16 protein-coding genes are annotated in these 15,498 nt (G+C 74.0%); 9 read left to right on the forward strand and 7 right to left on the reverse strand.

The features are described from left to right. Positions 1-26: 26 nt before the first annotated feature. A complete protein-coding gene (locus ABZ990_RS01170; RefSeq protein ID WP_361223290.1) occupies positions 27-548 on the reverse strand; it encodes an N-acetyltransferase family protein in 522 nt (173 codons plus the stop codon). Between ABZ990_RS01170 and ABZ990_RS01175 the strand changes: the two genes are divergently transcribed. From ABZ990_RS01175 to ABZ990_RS01210, 8 genes are all read left to right on the forward strand, one after another. After that, positions 547-1,206, forward strand: coding sequence for an XRE family transcriptional regulator (locus ABZ990_RS01175; protein ID WP_361223292.1), 660 nt, complete (start codon positions 547-549; stop codon positions 1,204-1,206). The two genes, ABZ990_RS01170 and ABZ990_RS01175, sit on opposite strands and share 2 nt — an antisense overlap. 35 nt (positions 1,207-1,241) lie before the next feature. Beyond that, a complete protein-coding gene (locus tag ABZ990_RS01180) occupies positions 1,242-2,471 on the forward strand; it encodes an MFS transporter (protein ID WP_361223295.1) in 1,230 nt (409 codons plus the stop codon). Between the two features lie 164 nt (positions 2,472-2,635). Further along, positions 2,636-2,998, forward strand: a complete 363-nt coding sequence (locus ABZ990_RS01185) for a zinc ribbon domain-containing protein YjdM (RefSeq protein ID WP_361223298.1) — start codon at positions 2,636-2,638, stop codon at positions 2,996-2,998. 412 nt (positions 2,999-3,410) lie between these two features. After that, positions 3,411-5,285 carry a SulP family inorganic anion transporter gene (locus ABZ990_RS01190; protein WP_361223687.1) on the forward strand — a complete coding sequence of 625 codons (1,875 nt, stop codon included), beginning with the start codon at positions 3,411-3,413 and terminating at the stop codon, positions 5,283-5,285. After that, positions 5,282-5,770 (forward strand): pyridoxamine 5'-phosphate oxidase family protein, encoded by a 489-nt coding sequence (locus ABZ990_RS01195; protein ID WP_361223301.1) that lies wholly within the window; start codon positions 5,282-5,284, stop codon positions 5,768-5,770. The genes ABZ990_RS01190 and ABZ990_RS01195 overlap by 4 nt, the downstream gene beginning before the upstream one ends. After that, the gene (locus ABZ990_RS01200) at positions 5,767-6,228 is read left to right on the forward strand and encodes an ATP-binding protein (RefSeq protein ID WP_361223303.1); all 462 of its coding nucleotides are present in this window, start codon (positions 5,767-5,769) and stop codon (positions 6,226-6,228) included. Before ABZ990_RS01195 ends, ABZ990_RS01200 begins: the two co-directional genes overlap by 4 nt. A 251-nt stretch (positions 6,229-6,479) precedes the next feature. After that, positions 6,480-6,830, forward strand: a complete 351-nt coding sequence (locus tag ABZ990_RS01205; protein ID WP_361223689.1) for a metalloregulator ArsR/SmtB family transcription factor — start codon at positions 6,480-6,482, stop codon at positions 6,828-6,830. Between the two features lie 129 nt (positions 6,831-6,959). After that, positions 6,960-7,268, forward strand: a complete 309-nt coding sequence (locus ABZ990_RS01210) for an immunity 53 family protein (protein ID WP_361223305.1) — start codon at positions 6,960-6,962, stop codon at positions 7,266-7,268. A 162-nt stretch (positions 7,269-7,430) separates the two neighbouring features. On the opposite strand, the gene ABZ990_RS01215 is transcribed toward ABZ990_RS01210, so the two are convergent. The 6 genes from ABZ990_RS01215 to ABZ990_RS01240 form a co-directional block, all read right to left on the reverse strand. Then, positions 7,431-8,660 carry a cytochrome P450 gene (locus tag ABZ990_RS01215; RefSeq protein ID WP_361223308.1) on the reverse strand — a complete coding sequence of 410 codons (1,230 nt, stop codon included), beginning with the start codon at positions 8,658-8,660 and terminating at the stop codon, positions 7,431-7,433. Positions 8,661-9,005: 345 nt separating this feature from the next. Further along, a complete protein-coding gene (locus ABZ990_RS01220; RefSeq protein WP_361223311.1) occupies positions 9,006-9,752 on the reverse strand; it encodes an SDR family oxidoreductase in 747 nt (248 codons plus the stop codon). 101 nt (positions 9,753-9,853) lie between these two features. After that, positions 9,854-10,327: a carboxymuconolactone decarboxylase family protein gene (locus ABZ990_RS01225; RefSeq protein WP_361223314.1), complete on the reverse strand. Its 474-nt coding sequence runs from the start codon at positions 10,325-10,327 to the stop codon at positions 9,854-9,856. 135 nt (positions 10,328-10,462) lie between these two features. Further along, positions 10,463-10,951 carry a hypothetical protein gene (locus ABZ990_RS01230; protein WP_361223317.1) on the reverse strand — a complete coding sequence of 163 codons (489 nt, stop codon included), beginning with the start codon at positions 10,949-10,951 and terminating at the stop codon, positions 10,463-10,465. Positions 10,952-11,198: 247 nt separating this feature from the next. Continuing rightward, a complete protein-coding gene (locus ABZ990_RS01235; protein ID WP_361223320.1) occupies positions 11,199-14,030 on the reverse strand; it encodes a LuxR C-terminal-related transcriptional regulator in 2,832 nt (943 codons plus the stop codon). A gap of 155 nt (positions 14,031-14,185) precedes the next feature. After that, a complete protein-coding gene (locus tag ABZ990_RS01240) occupies positions 14,186-14,965 on the reverse strand; it encodes a PIG-L deacetylase family protein (RefSeq protein ID WP_361223323.1) in 780 nt (259 codons plus the stop codon). A gap of 121 nt (positions 14,966-15,086) precedes the next feature. Here ABZ990_RS01240 and ABZ990_RS01245 point away from each other — a divergent pair, with 121 nt between their 5' ends. Further along, positions 15,087-15,482: a VOC family protein gene (locus tag ABZ990_RS01245; RefSeq protein ID WP_361223326.1), complete on the forward strand. Its 396-nt coding sequence runs from the start codon at positions 15,087-15,089 to the stop codon at positions 15,480-15,482. Positions 15,483-15,498 lie beyond the last annotated feature (16 nt).

Below are 15,498 nucleotides of genomic sequence, written 5' to 3' on the forward strand. Positions count from 1 at the left end.
GGGTGACCGGCCGGGGCAGTGGCAGGTCAGGACAGCCGCAGGGTCAGCAGCGCCAGATCGAGCCAGCGGCCGAACTTCGTGCCGACCTGCGGCATCGTGCCGGCGTGCTCGAAACCGAACCGCTGGTGCAGCCGGATCGAGGAGGTGTTCTCCGCCTCGATGCCCGCGACGACCACATGGTGACCGGCCGCGCGGGCCGAGTCGATGAGGGCGGCGAGCAGGGCGGAGCCGATGCCCCGGCCGTGCCGGTCCTCGCGTACGTACACCGAGTTCTCCACCGTGTGGCGGAAGCCGTCCAATTCCCGCCACGGGCCGTAGACCGCGAAACCGGCCACTTCGCCGTCCACCTCGGCCACGAGAGCCGAGCCGCGCCCCAGATGGACGGCGAGCCAGGCGGCCGCCTCCTCGGAGGACTGCGGACTCCGCGTCCACAGGGCCGTCGAGTGCTCGATCGCGTGATTGCGGATCGCCCGGATCGCCTCGGCGTCCTCGGGCCGGGCCGCCCGCACGACCGGCCCGGCGAACGCCTCTCGTATATTGGATTCCATGTCCAACATAGTAGATCCTCTGGTGGGGCGGATCGCGGCCCGCGTCCGGTTCGAACGGGAGCGGCGCGGCTGGACCCTGGCCCGGCTCGCGGACGCCTCCGGGGTCTCCCAGGCCATGATCAGCAGGATCGAGCGCGGCGAGAGCAGCCCCACGGCCGTGGTCCTCGGCAAACTGTCGGCCGCCTTCGAGCTCACCGTCGCCTCGCTGCTCGCCCTCGCCGAAGGCGCGCCGGACACCGAGGAGCCCGCAGCTTCAAACGCCGAGGGCCCCACGGCTTTGTACGCCGAGGGAGGTCCGGGCGGCCCGGGCGGCGGGGGGACGGAGGTCCGGCGCGCGGCCGGCGCGGACGAGTGGCGCGACCCGGACACCGGCTACCGGCGCCGCCAGATCACCGGCCCGCGGTTCCCCGCGGATGTGGCCGAGATCCGGCTGCCGGCCGGCGCCCGCGTCCCGTATCCCGCCGCCGCCTTCGCCTTCGTACGCCAGCTCGTCTGGGTCCTCGACGGCCGGCTGACCTTCCACGACGGCGACACCGTCCACGAACTCGGCCCGGGCGACACCGTCGAACTCGGCGCGCCCACCGCGCGCGTCTTCGCCAACACCACCGGTTCCGAGTGCCGCTACGCCGTCGTCCTCACCCGCGGCGCGCGCCCGTGACCGGGGCCGAGCCCACGCCTGCCGAGCCCACGCCCGTGACCGGATCCACGGCGACGAACGGATCCACGGCGACGAAGGGATCCTCGCCCCGGTCCCTGCCCCGAGGCGTGACGCTCCTGCTCGCCGTCATAGCCGGGACGGCGATCGCGAACAACTACGCCCTCCAGCCCGCGCTCACCGCCGTCGCCGCCGACCTGGGCGTCCCGCTGTCGGTGATCGGCCTGGTACCGACGGCCGCGCTGGCCGGCTCGATGACCGGCTTCGCGCTGCTGCTGCCCCTCACCGACCGTCTGGCCCCCCACCGGCTGGTCGCCACGCAGCTCACCGCCCTGGCCGCCGGTCTCGTGCTCGCCGCGACCGCGCGCGGCCCGCTTCCCCTGCTCGTCGCCTATCTGGCCATCGGCGCTGCCGCGAGCGTCGCGGCCCAGGCCGGCAACATCGCCGGACGTCACGCCCCGCCCGGACGCCGGGGGACCGGCGTCGCCACCGTCGCCGCCGGCATGTCCGCCGGCATCCTGCTCAGCCGTCTGGTGGGCGGAGCGCTCACCGACGCGTTCGGCTGGCGGCGGATGCTCCTCGTCTTCGCCGGTCTCGTCCTGCTCGGCGCGCTCGCCGTGGCGGTGCTGCTGCCCCGGCAGCGGCCGCCGGGACGGCGTGGTTACGGGGCCACCCTGGCCGCCCTTCCGCCGCTGCTGCGCGATCACCCGGGGCTGCGCGTCGCCGTGCTGACCGGCGGCCTGTGGTACTTCGCCTTCAACATCGTCTGGGTCACGCTCGCTCTCGCGCTCGCGCAGCCGCCGTACTCCCTGGAGCCCACCGCCATCGGCCTGTACAGCCTGGCCGGCCTGCTCGGCTTCGTCGCGCTCCCGTTCACCGGCCGCCTCGCCGACCGGTACGCCCCGCGCACGGTGATCACCGGCTCGCTGCTCGCCGCCGCGGCGGGGGCCGGCCTCCTCGCCACCGGTCTGGGCAGCCCCGCGGTCACCGCTCTCGGCCTCGCCCTGTTCGACGCCGGCTGCTTCGCCGCCCAGGCCGCCAACCAGAGCCGGGTGATCGCGCTCGACCCCGCCCGCTCCGGCAGCCTCAGCAGCGTCTACCTCGTCCTCTATTTCACGACCGGTGCGCTCGGCGCCTCGGTGGCGGCCCCGTTGCTGGCCGCCGTCGGCTGGCCGGGTGCCGCGCTGACCGCGCTCGCCGCCCTCCTGTTGGCGGCGGCCCTGACCCGGGTCCTCGGGCGGGCGCCGGACGGTCGCCGGGAGGTCTGAGAGGGGGCTGACGAGGGGGTTCGCCGAGGAGGCGTGCCGAGTACACCAGGTGGGGGCGTCCGGTGGGGCGCCCTGCCGGGCAGGCTCGCGCGGCGAGCCGCCGAACAGGTGCCCCGCGAGTTGCGGATTTTCGCAATTAATGGCGGCGCTCGTATCATCGCGCGATGAACGAGAACCTGCCCCCCTGCCCCACGTGCTCCGGCGTCTACACCTACGAGATGGGCACCCTGCTCGTCTGCCCCGAGTGCGGCCATGAGTGGACCCCGTCCGACGACTCCGCCGGCCGGGCCGCCGAGGGCGGCGGCGAGAAGGTGATCCGGGACGCCGTCGGCAACGTCCTCGCCGACGGCGACACGGTCACCGTCGTCAAGACCCTCAAGGTCAAGGGCAGCCCGAGCGGCATCAAGGCCGGCACCAAGGTCCGCAACATCCGCCTGGTCGACGGCGTGGACGGCCACGACATCGACTGCAAGGTGGACGGCTTCGGACCCATGCAGCTCAAGTCCAGCGTGGTCAAGAAGGCCTGACGGGCGCACGCCGCTCGGTGCTCGCCACCGGCGGCTCGCCATCTCTGCGAATTGCAGAAAATGGCAATTAACTACATGATGGATTTGTTGTGCCCGCAGGTAGCCGCGGGCACAACCTCGATCCAGGCCCCGCCCGCGCGGGGGTGAGGAGTCCGAAGGCCGTGCCGGTTCCGCTGTACGAGGCGCGCAGCGAGCGCCTCCGGACGCCGGGCCACCCGGCCGGCGTCCGGGAGCCCCAGCCGCGACAGAACAGGCCCGCGGCGGTCCGCGAGCCGCTCCCGGGCGTCGCCGGACCGTCGTCAGCCCGCCAGGGCGCGGCCCGATGAGCCCGCTGCCCCCGCCCCCGTCGGCTTCCGCGTCGGCGTCGGCGTCGGCGTCCACGGCGTCCACGGCGTCCACGGCGGCGTCGGCGATGGCGCCGCTCCGCCGGCTGCGGGCCCTCCTCCCGGTCCGTGCCGACTTCGCGGCCATGGCCCGCAACCCCCGCCGCGACCTGCTCGCCGGTCTGACCGTGGCCGTGGTCGCGCTGCCGCTCGCGCTCGGATTCGGGGTCTCCTCCGGTCTCGGCGCCGAGGCCGGTCTCGCGACCGCCGTGGTGGCCGGCGCGCTCGCCGCCCTGTTCGGCGGCTCGAACCTCCAGGTGTCCGGACCGACCGGCGCGATGACCGTCGTCCTCGTCCCGATCGTGGCGCAGCACGGCCCCGGCGGTGTCCTCACCGTCGGGCTCATCGCCGGCGCGCTCGTGATCGGCCTCGCCGCCCTGCGCGCGGGCCGGTACATGGCCTATATCCCGGCCTCCGTCGTGGAAGGCTTCACCCTCGGCATCGCGCTCGTCATCGGCCTCCAGCAGGTCCCGAACGCCCTCGGCGTCCCGAAGCCCGAGGGCGACCGGGTCCTGGAGGTCACCTGGAACGCCGTCCGCGCGTTCGCCCACCACCCGAACTGGACCGCCGTAGCCCTCGCCCTCGGCGTCGCGGCCCTCATGCTGGCCGGCGCCCGATGGCGGCCGGGCATCCCCTTCTCCCTCGTCGCGGTGGCCGGCGCCACCGTCGCCGCCCAGGTCCTCCACCTTGACGCCGCGGCCCCCATCGGCGACTTGCCCGCCGGACTGCCCGCGCCGTCCCTGGGCTTCGTCGACCTCTCCCAGCTCGGTTCGCTGCTCGCCCCCGCCGTGGCGGTCGCCGCGCTCGCCGCCCTGGAATCGCTGCTCTCGGCGCAGGTCGCCGACCAGATGACCGTCGGCCAGAAGCACGACCCCGACCGCGAGCTGTTCGGCCAGGGTCTGGCCAACCTGGTCGCCCCGCTGTTCGGAGGCGTCCCCGCCACCGGGGCCATCGCCCGTACCGCGGTCAATGTCCGCAGCGGTGCCTCGTCCCGGCTCGCCGCCCTCACCCACGCGGCCGTCCTCGCCGTGATCGTCTTCGCGGCCGCCCCGCTCGTCTCGAAGATCCCGCTCGCCGCGCTCGCCGGCGTCCTGATCGCCACCGCCGTCCGCATGGTGGAGGTCGGCTCGCTGCGCGCGATGGCCAAGGCCACCCGGTCCGACGCCGTGGTCCTCGTCCTCACCGCCGTCGCGACCCTCGCGCTCGACCTCGTGTACGCGGTGATCATCGGCCTCCTGGTGGCCGGCGGCCTCGCCCTGCGGGCCGTGGCCGCGCAGGCCCGCCTCGCGGAGGTCGACTTCCGCGCCGACCTGCCGGGCGAGCACAGCGCCGAGGAACACGCCCTGCTCGCCGAGCACATCGTCGCGTACCGCATCGACGGCCCGCTGTTCTTCGCCGCGGCCCACCGCTTCCTCCTCGAACTCGCCGAAGTGACGGACGTCCGGGTGGTGATCCTGCGGATGGCCCGCGTGACCACCGTCGACGCCACCGGCGCCCTCGTCCTCAAGGACACCGTGGAGAAACTGAACCGGCGCGGCATCACCGTGCTGGCCTCCGGGATCCGGCCGGAGCAGCGCCGGGCCCTCGACTCCGTCGGCGCGCTGGAACTGCTGCGGCCCGACGGGCGGGAGTACGCCACCACCCCGGAGGCCATCGCCGGCGCCCGCGCCCGTCTCCAGGGCGCCGGGATCCTCCCCGGCGGGACCGCCGCACTCGAAGAGACCGCCGTACTCGAAGAGACCGCCGTACTCGAAGAGACCGCCGTACCCGAGGCGGCTGCCGTGCCCGAGGTGACCGCTGTGCCCCAGGCGACCGTCGTACCGGCCGCCGCGACGACCGTGCCCGTACAGCCCGCCGGCTCCTCGGCCGGGCGGACCGCGCACGCGGGAAGGACCCCTTCATGACGACCCCGAACCCCTGGCCCGCGGCTCCCCGCCGGATGACCGAGGTCACCGGCGCCGAGGCACTGTGGCTCCTCGACGGTGCGGCCCGGGGCCGTCTCGTGCACGCCCGCCGCGAACAGACCCTCGTACGCCCCGCCGTCCACGTCCTCGCCTACGGCCGGCTCGTCGTCCGCGCCCCCGTCCAGGCCGACGCGCTCACGGGACGGCCCACCCTCACGTACCACGCGGACGAGATCAGTACCGGCGAGGGGGCTGGGGCGGGGGCGGGGGTTGGGCCCGGTGCCGGTGCCGGTGCCGGGCCCGGGGCCGGGGCCGGGTGGAGTGTGACCGTCACCGGACCGGCCGAACCGGTCGACGACGCGGCCGAGGCCGCGCACTACCGGCGCACCCTGCCCGGCTGGACGTACGGACCGCACGACACCCTGCTGCGGATCACCCCGCAGACCGTCACCGGCTACCGGCTCGGCGCGGCGGCGACGTTGTGACCCCGGCCGTCCGGGCCGAGCCGGCCCTGCCCCTGCGGCACGTCCTGACGGTGCCGACCCTGCCGGCGGCGGTACGGGTGGTGCGCGAGACGGCGGAGATGACCTTCGCCGAGTGGGGGATCGGCCGCGCCCACCCCGTCATGGGCCCGGCGCTGCTGATCCTCAGCGAACTCGTCACCAACAGCGTCCGGCACGCCGCACCCCGCTCGCCCAGCCTCACCGTCACCTTCGCCGCCGGCGCGACGGCGCTCGGCTTCGCCGTACACGACCGGCACCCCGACCATCCGGGCGTCCCCGCCCCAGCCACCGCTTCAGACGCCTCCGCCGCCTCCGGTGGTGGCGGTGGCGGCGGGCTCTCTGTCATTGCCGAGTTGATGGCCGGATCCGGCGGTACGGGCGCGGTGCGCCGGGACGCGGACGGAGAGGGAAAGAGCGTATGGATCACCCTGCCCCGGTGAAGGACGCCGGATCCGTCCGGCGACACGGCCCCGTCCACGGCGCGGCCGGCGCACTCGGGTGGGGCCGAGGCGATGCCGCCGTCCCGGAGACGCGAGGATAGGGCCATGACGATGAGTGCGGGATGGACGCGAGAGGCGCGGAAATCGCGAGGGACACGGGGGACGCGATGGACACGGTGGCAGTGCGGGCGGACGGCCGGCGCACCGGCGACGGCGTTTCCCGCGGAGCGGCCGGCTCGGCGGTGGGGCCGTTGAGCGCGCCGCTCTACCAGCTGAAAGCCGAGTTCTTCAAGACGCTCGGCCATCCCGTGCGCATCCGGGTCCTGGAACTGCTGAGCCGGCGGGAACACGCCGTCTCGGAGATGCTCGCCGAGGTCGGGGTCGAGCCCGCGCACCTCTCCCAGCAACTGGCGGTCCTGCGCCGGTCGAACCTGGTCGTCGCCCGCCGCGAGGGCTCGACCGTCTACTACACCCTGACCGATCCCCAGGTGGCGGAACTGCTCGCCGTCGCGCGCTCCATCCTCTCCGGCGTCCTCGCGGGCCAGGCGGAACTCCTCGCCGACCTGCGCGCGACCACTTCGGATACGGCGCCGCCGGACTGAGCGCGCCCACGAAAGACGGGTGGCCGCCTCTTGCCGCACCACGATGGACAGCGTTGGTGCGGCGGGGGCGGCCACCTCTTTGCCGGTCCGGTCCTTGTCGGTCCGGCACGCTCGGCCATACTCCTTCGCATGATCGAATCCTTGAACGAGCTCGAGTGGCTCCAGAACTGGTACACCGCACAGTGCGACGGCGACTGGGAACACGAGTGGGGCGTGCGGATCGAGACGCTCGACAACCCGGGCTGGACGGTCTCGATCGATCTCGACGAGACGGATGTGGCGGACTGGGAGATGCCCCGGCGGGAGATCCGCCGGGGCGAGCGCGACTGGATCATGGCCTGGACCGCCGACGGCCGGTTCAAGGTCTCCTGCGGGCCCGGCAACCTGGTCGAGTCGCTGGGGCTGTTCCGCGCCTGGGTGACCGGGGGCCCCGAGTGAATCCTGTCGCCACCGCCCCGGCTGCGCCGCGTACGGCGTGACCGGTCCGGCCGAGCGCGGAATCGCGGGGCCGGGCGCGCCCGCTTCCCCCCTCGAAGTCCCCCGCCCCGGCACGTCGGGGATCCCGGCCGGAGCCGGAGCCGGAGCCCCGGACCATGATCGTCAGGCCGAGGGCCGCAAATGGACCGGCAGCGCGACATGCCCATTGCTGATGAGGGAGGGCAGGGGCCGCAGCTCGTCGGCCGGTACGGCGAGCCGGATGTGAGGGAAGCGATCGAACAACGCGCGCAGGACGGTGGCGACTTCGAGGCGGGCGAGCGGTGCGCCGAGGCAGAAGTGGACGCCGTGCCCGAACGCCAGATGCTCCTTGGAGGGCCGGGTCGCGTCGAAGCGGTCGGCGTCCTCGCCGTGCCAGTCCGGGTGGCGGTTGGCGGCGGCGTACGACGGCAGGATCGCCTCCCCGGCCCGGATGGTCCGCCCGTCGGGCAGCGGGATGTCCTGGAGCGCGACCCGTAGCGGCAGATGCTTGAGGGACGGCTCGAAGCGGAGGGTCTCCTCGACGATGTCGTTCCAGTCGCACCGTCCCGCGCGCACGTGGGCCGGCTGCTCCGGGTCGGTCAGCAGCGAGGTGATCGCCTGGTCGACGACGTTGACGGTCGTCTCGTAGCCGGCGCTGATCATCAGGACGAGCGTGCCGCGCAGTTCGGACTCGCTGAGGGCGCCGCCGTCGCCTTCCTCGTCGCGGGTCGCGATGAGGAACGACGTCATGTCGTCGCCGGGGGAGGCGCGCTTCGCGGCGATCAGCTCGTCGAGAAGCCGGTACAGGGTGGCGGTGTTCTCCGCGGCCTCGTCGGCGGTCAGGGTCGTGGAGAAGACCCGGTCCACCACCGAGCGCAGCCCGCTCAACTGGGCGGAGGTGAGCCCCAGCATCCGGCCGATGACCGCGATCGGCAGCGGATACGCCAGCCGTTCCCGCAGATCGACCGTCTCGCCGGCCGGCAGGTCGTCCAGCTCGTCGAGGAGGCCGGTCACGAGCTCCTCGACGACCGGCGCCAGGTCGGCGACCCGGCGAGGGGAGAGGGCGGGGGCGATGAGGCGGCGCAGCCGGCGGTGGTCGCCACCGTAGGCGGTGAACATGTTGTCGACCGCCACCCAGAGCGCGAGCGGCCAGGTGGCGGCCGTCTCGGCGAAGGCCGGCCAGTGCGCCCGGGCGTCCTTGGAGACGTAAGGGCGGGTCAGCAGGTGCTTCAGCAGGGCGGGGTCGGAGACGGACCACGCGGTCACCCCGAGGATGTCCACCGGCGTCGCCGCGCCGCGGGCGCGCAGCGCGCGGTCCTCGGCGTGGTGGTCGGCGCTGGTGGGGTCGAGGACGAAGGGCTGTTCGTCACGCATGTCCAGGCTCCTGTCTCACAGGGGTGGCGGAGGTTGTCGGAGGGTGCGGGGCGGCACGGGCCCCGGAGACCGCGCGGGCCGCCGGGGCTCGGACCGTACCGCTCCCTCCGTACGACTGACCGGGCAACCGGAAGATCCGTGACGCGGACGCGGACACGGACGCGGACACGGACGCGGACACGGATGGGGACACGGATGGGGATGCCTGTGCGGGCGGGTGTGCGTGCGTGTATACGTGTGCGCGGAGCCGGTGGCGTCTGTGCCCGGCCGCATTCGGGACGACCGACCCCGGCGATCGACCGTCCGACCGACCGTGCGATCGATACCGGGGAGGCGCCGGACGGTTCAGTTCTGCCGCGCGAGCCAGTCGGCGAAGCGGGTCGCGGTGATGTGTGCGCCGGGGCCGGGCAGCAGGGTGGTCTCGTGGAGCCCGGCACCGAAGTACGTGGCGTGGGGGTCCGTCACGACCGTCCGCGGGTCGTTTCCGGCGGCGAGCCCCGTACGGACGAGTTCGTCCAGGTGGAAGGTGTCGGGCCCGGCCACCTCCAGCACTCCGCCGACGGGGGAGCCGACGGCCGTACGGCCCACCGCGTCCACCACGTTGCCGGAGTAGAGGGGCTGGATCCTCGCTGACGGCAGCCGGACGGAGCCGCCGTCGGTCGCCGAATCGGCGATGCCCCGTACGAACTCGAAGAACTGGGTGGCGTGGACGATCGAGTACGGCAGCCCCGAGGCCGCGATCAGTTCCTCCTGGGCCTGCTTGGCCCGGAAGTAGCCGCTCTCCTGGAGCCGCTCGGTGCCGACCACGGAGAGCGCGACATGGTGGGTCACACCGGCGTCCGCCCCGGCGGAGAGCAGGTTCGTGGTCGAGGTGCGGAAGAAGTCCATGACGGCGTCGTCCGCGAACGAGGGGGAGTTCGACACGTCGACCACGACCGACGCTCCCTCCAGGGCCTCGGCCAGCCCCTTGCCCGTCAGCGTGTCGACGCCGGTCCGGGGAGAGGCGGCCACCGCCTGATGTCCCTGCTCGCCGAGTCTGGTGACGAGTTGCGAGCCGATGAGCCCGGTACCGCCGATGACGACGACCTTCATGAGGGGAATCCTTTCTCGGGGGATGGCAGCGTTTCTCCGGCGTCCGTCCGCCGGTGTCTGGTGCCTGGTGCTTCGTGTCTGGTGCGAGTGGGGGCGGGGCCTCAGCCGAACATGCCGGGCTGGTAGTCCCCGGCGGGCTGGCGGATGACGACGTTGATCCGGTTGTACGCATTGATGACGGCGATGAGGGAGACCAGCGCGGCCAGCTGGTCCTCGTCGTAGTGCTTCGCGGCGTTCGCCCAGGCCTCGTCGCCGACCCCGCCGGCGGCGTCGGCGATCCGCGTCCCCTGCTCGGCCAGCTCCAGCGCGGCGCGCTCGGCGTCGGTGAAGACCGTGGCCTCGCGCCAGGCCGCGACCATGTGGAGCCGCTGGACGCTCTCTCCGGCGTGGGCGGCGTCCTTGGTGTGCATGTCGGTGCAGAAGCCGCAGCCGTTGATCTGGCTCGCGCGGATCTTCACCAGCTCCTGTGTCGCATGCGGCAGCGTCGAGTCCGACACCACCTTGGAGGCCGAATTGATGTGCCGGAGAACCTTGGCGGCGAGCGGGTTGCCGAAGAAATCGAGACGTGCGTCCATGACGTGTGTTCCTCGCTCTTGTACGGGCCGGCCCTGCTGGCGGGATGGAGCCGGTGGTACGCGGCAGGGCGGGCCGTGGCGGTGGGTGGTGTGTTTCGGTGCGCGCGCATGAGTGTGCGTGCGCGGCGGTGCTGGTCAGAGAGGTGACGTCGCGCCGCGACGAAGGCTGCCCGGAGCCGGTGGTGTTCGCTCGTGTCGACAGGCTCCCGGGACTCGGTCCGCAGCCGGAGCCGGAGCCGGAGCCGGAGCCGCAGCAGTGGCGGTGGCGGCGTTCATGGAATCCGGCAGCCCGGGGACGAGCGGGTGCCGCCGGCGGGACCGGGCGGACCGGGTCGCGTCGAGGGCCGGCCGGGTGGTCGCGAGGGACAGGAAGGCGGCGGGACCGACCACCGTCGAACGGTCGGTCCGCTGCCGGCGCACCCACACGTCCCGGCGGATGTCCTCGGCTTCGGCCGTGCCGCCCAGCACTCGGTGCGCGATGCCGAAGAGGCGGGGACGCGGCCCGGTGAAGACGGCGACCGCCTCGTCGAGGGAGCCCGCCGGTGGCGGTACCGGGCGGGCGGCGGGCGGCTCTGAGGACATCGGCGAGTCCGGTGACTTCAGCGGCTTCGGGGACACGGTCACGACTCCGTTCACACGGGGCATCCGGCGATGCCCGTACGTCCACATTCCCGCCCGGCCCCGGTCCTTCGCGCCCGGGAAAACCCTGGCCCACCCCCTGGTCCGTCCGGGTGAGCCCGGCCCGGGTGCGCACTGGCCGGCGGCGAGCGGGTCACGGCGAGCGGCGGACGGGTGCGAAGCGCGGAGCATGCGGCGACGAGCGTGCGGCGCGAAGGACGGCGAATGGGCCCGGGCGGGGCGCGGGAGGGCGTCAGGTACGGGCCAGCGCCGCGCGCAGCTTGTTCCGCGAGCCGACATCGAGCTTCGTGAACACCTTGCGCAGATGCCACTCGACGGTGCGCGGGCTGATGAACAGCTCGGCACCGATCTCCGCGTTCGTCATCCCGTCGGCGGCCAGCCGGGCGATCTGCGTCTCCTGCGCGGTCAGCGCCTCGCGCGGGTCGCGCGCCCCGGCCGGACCGCGCCGAGGGGCCTCACCGGTGGCCAGGAGTTCACGGCGGGCCCGCTCGGCGAACGCCTTCGCCCCGAAGCCCCGCAGCGACTCGTAGGCGGTCCGCAGATGCTCCCGCGCGTCGGCGCGCCGGTTCTCGCGGCGCAGCCATTCGCCGTACACCAGGTGCGTACGGGCGAGATGGACGGCGATCCGGCCGCGCCCGAGGCGGTCGAGGGCCTCGCGGTAGTGCCGGTCGGCGTCCGGGCCCTCGCTCAGGAGCGCCGCCGACCGGGCCAGCACGCCCAGAGCCCAGTCCGTACCGGCGACACGGGCGCGTTCCTCGAGGCGGCGCAGGGCCGCCCCGGCCGCCTCGGGGGCGTCCGCGCGGGTGCCCGCCTCGATCAGTTCGGCGAGGGCGAAGCCGGTGACGGACAGATCCTCGTGTGCCACCGCGTGTCCCGCGTGGGCCAGGGCGTCCTGGTACCGGCCGAGGCCGTTGTACAGGATCGCGAGCAGATAGTGCTGGAGGCCGATGGCCCGCCCCTCGCCCCAGGTGGTCGCGTGCCCGGTGGCGCTCTCGATCAGCTCCGCCGCCCGGGGGTCCTCGCCGCGCCAGGCCGTGAGCAGCAACAGGGGGTACTCCATGGGCGAGTGGCCGGTCGCCTCCGTGAGGGCCGCCGACTCGTCGACCAGTGCCTCGGCGAGAGCGAACTCACCCGCGTGTACGTGCATCGCGGCCCGGTAACCCAGCGCCAGCGGGAGGAAGTTGAGCGCACCGGTCGCGCGGGCCGACCGGACCGCGCGGGTCGTCAGGACGTCCCAGGTCCGGTCGTCCCACAGATCGCCCGCGACCAGCCATGTCAGCCAGAGCCACCGCATGACGTCGGCGTCCCCGTCCCGGCCGGCGGCCTGCCTGAACGCCCGCAGCGCGGACTCCGCCAGCGGCGCGCCCTCGGCACAGTCCTCGGCGAACCACAGCGCCAGACCGTCGAGCAGCAGGTCCGCCGGCCGCGTCGGACGTGGCCCGCACGGCGCCGAGCGGGCGGCCTTCGCCACCTCCCGTACCGGGATGTCGTGGAGACGGCCGGCGAAGACCGCCGCGCCGATCGCGTCGAGATACGCCTCGCGGGCCTCCCCGTCGCCCACCCGGGCCAGCCGCCCGGCCGCGTCGAGCAACAGCGGCAGTGCTTCCCCGCCGCGCCGCCGCGCGAACACGATCCGGGCCCGCAACCGGGCCAGCCGCGCCTGGCGGCCCTTGTCCAGCGGGCTCAGCTCCGCGGCGGCCAGCAGACCGAGCGCCTTGTCGGGTGCCCCGGCCTCGAACACCGCCTGCGCCGCGGCCGCCGCCCGCGCGCCCCGCACCGCCGCGTCGGGCGTGAGTTCGGCCGCCCGGCGCAGGAACGCGGCCGCCGCCGCGACCCCGCCACGGGCCTCGGCCCGGCCCGCCGACCGCTCCAGCTCACCCGCCAGCGTCTCGTCGGGTTCGATCGCCGCGTGCGCCCGGTGCCAGGCCCGGCGATCCGAGTCGGTCTCGGGATCGGTCGCCTCCGCGAGCGCCCGGTGCGCCTCCCGGCGTACCGCCGGATCGGCCGCCCGGTAGGCCGCCGAGCGCACCAGCGGATGGCGGAACCGCACCCGGGCACCGAACTCGATCAGCCCCGCGGCCTCCGCCGTGCCCGCGGCGTCCATACCGATGCCGAGCCGCTCGGCGGCCCGCCGCAGCAACGGCACGTCCCCCACCGGTTCGGCGGCCGCCGTGAGCAGGAGCCGCCGTGCCGGGTCCGGGAGCGCCGTGATCCGCCGTACGTAACTCTGCTCGATCCGGCTCGCCAGCGGCCGCGCGTCCGGCCGGCCGAAGCCGCCGGCCAGTTCCGCCGCGCTCAGCCCCCGCGTCAGTTCCAGCAACGCGAGCGGATTGCCGCGGGTCTCGGCGACGATCCGGTCCCGGACCCGCTCGTCCAGCCGCCCCGGAACCACCGACTCCAGCAACGCGGCGGCGTCGTCGTCCCGCAGCCCCGGGACCATGAGCTCCCGCAGCCCCGTCCACGGATCATCGTCGGGGTCGGGGTCGGGGTCGGGGTCGGGGTCGGGGTCGGTGATCGTGGTGGGCGTGGGCGTGGGTACGGGGAGTGGCGTCCGTATGGCGCACACCAGCGCCACCCGCTCCGCGAGCAGCCGGCGTGCCACGAACGCCAGGGTTTGCGCCGAGACCCGGTCGAGCCACTGTGCGTCGTCGACCACGCAGACGAGCGGCTGTTCCTCCGCGGCCTCGGCCAGCAGGCTGAGCACCGCGAGCCCGACCAGGAACCGGTCCGGCGCGCCTCCTGCCCGCAGACCGAACGCCACGGCCAGCGCCTCGCGCTGGGGATCGGGAAGCCGGTCGAGATACCCCGACAGCGGCGCGCACAGCTGGTGCAGCCCGGCGAACGCCAGCTCCATCTCGGACTCGACACCACAGGCCCGCAGGGGCCGGCATCCCGCCGCGTTCCCCACCAGATACTCCGTCAGCGCGGACTTGCCTACGCCTGCCTCGCCCCGCAGGACGAATACCTGGCTCCGGCCCGCGCGGGTGGCGGCGATCAGCTCATCCAGTACCCCGCACTCGCCGCGCCGGCCGCGCAGTCCGCCTCGGGGAGCGCCGCCCGCCATCCATCACCACCGTGCAGGTCAAGGGTCGGCCCGTGAGCGTCGAGCCTGGCTCATCATACGTGTGGCCGGAGTGTCCGGACGCAGCCGTCGTATCTCCCTGATGATCTGTCAATTCTCCTTTGGGAGGCGGTGGATGGGCGGAGCGTGTGAGGGTCTCAGCGGGTGAGGCGATACGGATCGGCCGGTACGGGGCCGGGGGTGAGTCGGGTGAACTGTTCGAGACGGATGATCGCCTCCCGTTCGGTCCGGGGCAGCCGGGCCAGCAGGCCGGGCAGGGGCCGGGTGGCGGCGACTTCCCCGCGATGGGCGAGGATCGCCCGCCACTTCACCGCCGTCCACGGCCCGGCGTCGACGGTCGTGGTCACCTGCGTGTCGGGTACGGCGATCACGTCCTTGCCGACCGTACGAAGTAGATCTCCCAACGGCCCGGCCCCGCTGGCGGAATGCGTGGCGGCGTACAGGGCCGCGGGCCGCCAGGGCTCACCTGACTCCGGGTACAGCGCCGCGACGGGCGCGGCCTCGACCGCGAGCAAGGTGATCTGGTGGGCCCGCCGGTGGTCCGGGTGACCGGTCAACTGGCCCACGCAGTCGTGCGCGAGCACGATGTCCGGCCGGAACTCCCGGATATGGGCGACCAGTCGGCCGATCGCCTCGTCGAGCGGGGCGTCGACGAGACGCTCGGCGCCGTCCGGTGCCGACGCGGGATTGCGGGCGTCGGCGTAGCCGAGCAGCCGGGGTTCGCCCGCGCCCAGGACGGCGAGCGCGTCGGCGAGTTCGGGGATCCGGCGGCTGCCCGGGGTCCAGGTGGCGGTGACGACCCCGGTGCGGGCGCCCGCACCGGCGTGCCGGGCGAGCACCCCGCCGGCGAGCAGGGATTCGTCGTCGGGGTGGGCGAAGACGCCCAGCAGGCTCGGTGGCGTGTCCGGGTTTGTCAAGGTGATCCTCCTGGGCGCGGAGTGGCGGAGTGGGAGAGCCGGGGCAGGGGGCCGGGGCAGGGGGGCAGAGGTGACGAGGGACACGGTGGCCCGCGCGAGGACGGCAAGGAAGGATGCGGGCATGTATTCGGTAGTGCGGAATGTTGCGGTCGACTGTGCCGATGCCTACGGGCTGGCCCGGTTCTGGAGCGGTGTGACGGGTCGTCCGGTGGACCCGCAGGACAAGCCGGGGGATCCGGCGACTCAGGTGATCCTGGAGGGCGGCCTGGTGCTGTACTTCAACCAGGTACCCGAGGCCGAGGCGGTCAAGACGGCCAAGAACCGGATCCACCTGTGCCTGCGCCCCAACGACTCGCGCGAGGGGGAAGTGGACCGGCTGCTCGGCCTCGGCGCCACCCTGCTCGCCGACCGCCGGAACCCCGACGGCTCGGGCTGGGCGGTCCTCGCGGATCCCGAGGGCAACGAATTCTGCGTCCTGCGCGGCGAATCCGACCTGGCCGCCCACCCCTCTTCCTGACCCCGACACGACCGGC

Origin of the sequence: Streptomyces sp. NPDC046203 (assembly GCF_040646255.1) — a bacterium.
Classification (GTDB): Bacteria; Actinomycetota; Actinomycetes; order Streptomycetales; family Streptomycetaceae; genus Streptomyces.

Coding starts and splice junctions, on each gene's coding strand:
- ABZ990_RS01215 (WP_361223308.1), bottom strand. CDS start 8,660: ATGCGTGACGAACAGCCCTTCGTCCTCGACCCCACCAGCGCCGACCAC.
- ABZ990_RS01170 (WP_361223290.1), bottom strand. CDS start 548: ATGGAATCCAATATACGAGAGGCGTTCGCCGGGCCGGTCGTGCGGGCG.
- ABZ990_RS01195 (WP_361223301.1), top strand. CDS start 5,282: ATGACGACCCCGAACCCCTGGCCCGCGGCTCCCCGCCGGATGACCGAG.
- ABZ990_RS01210 (WP_361223305.1), top strand. CDS start 6,960: ATGATCGAATCCTTGAACGAGCTCGAGTGGCTCCAGAACTGGTACACC.
- ABZ990_RS01245 (WP_361223326.1), top strand. CDS start 15,087: ATGTATTCGGTAGTGCGGAATGTTGCGGTCGACTGTGCCGATGCCTAC.
- ABZ990_RS01175 (WP_361223292.1), top strand. CDS start 547: ATGTCCAACATAGTAGATCCTCTGGTGGGGCGGATCGCGGCCCGCGTC.
- ABZ990_RS01235 (WP_361223320.1), bottom strand. CDS start 14,030: ATGGCGGGCGGCGCTCCCCGAGGCGGACTGCGCGGCCGGCGCGGCGAG.
- ABZ990_RS01220 (WP_361223311.1), bottom strand. CDS start 9,752: ATGAAGGTCGTCGTCATCGGCGGTACCGGGCTCATCGGCTCGCAACTC.
- ABZ990_RS01190 (WP_361223687.1), top strand. CDS start 3,411: ATGGCGCCGCTCCGCCGGCTGCGGGCCCTCCTCCCGGTCCGTGCCGAC.
- ABZ990_RS01185 (WP_361223298.1), top strand. CDS start 2,636: ATGAACGAGAACCTGCCCCCCTGCCCCACGTGCTCCGGCGTCTACACC.
- ABZ990_RS01225 (WP_361223314.1), bottom strand. CDS start 10,327: ATGGACGCACGTCTCGATTTCTTCGGCAACCCGCTCGCCGCCAAGGTT.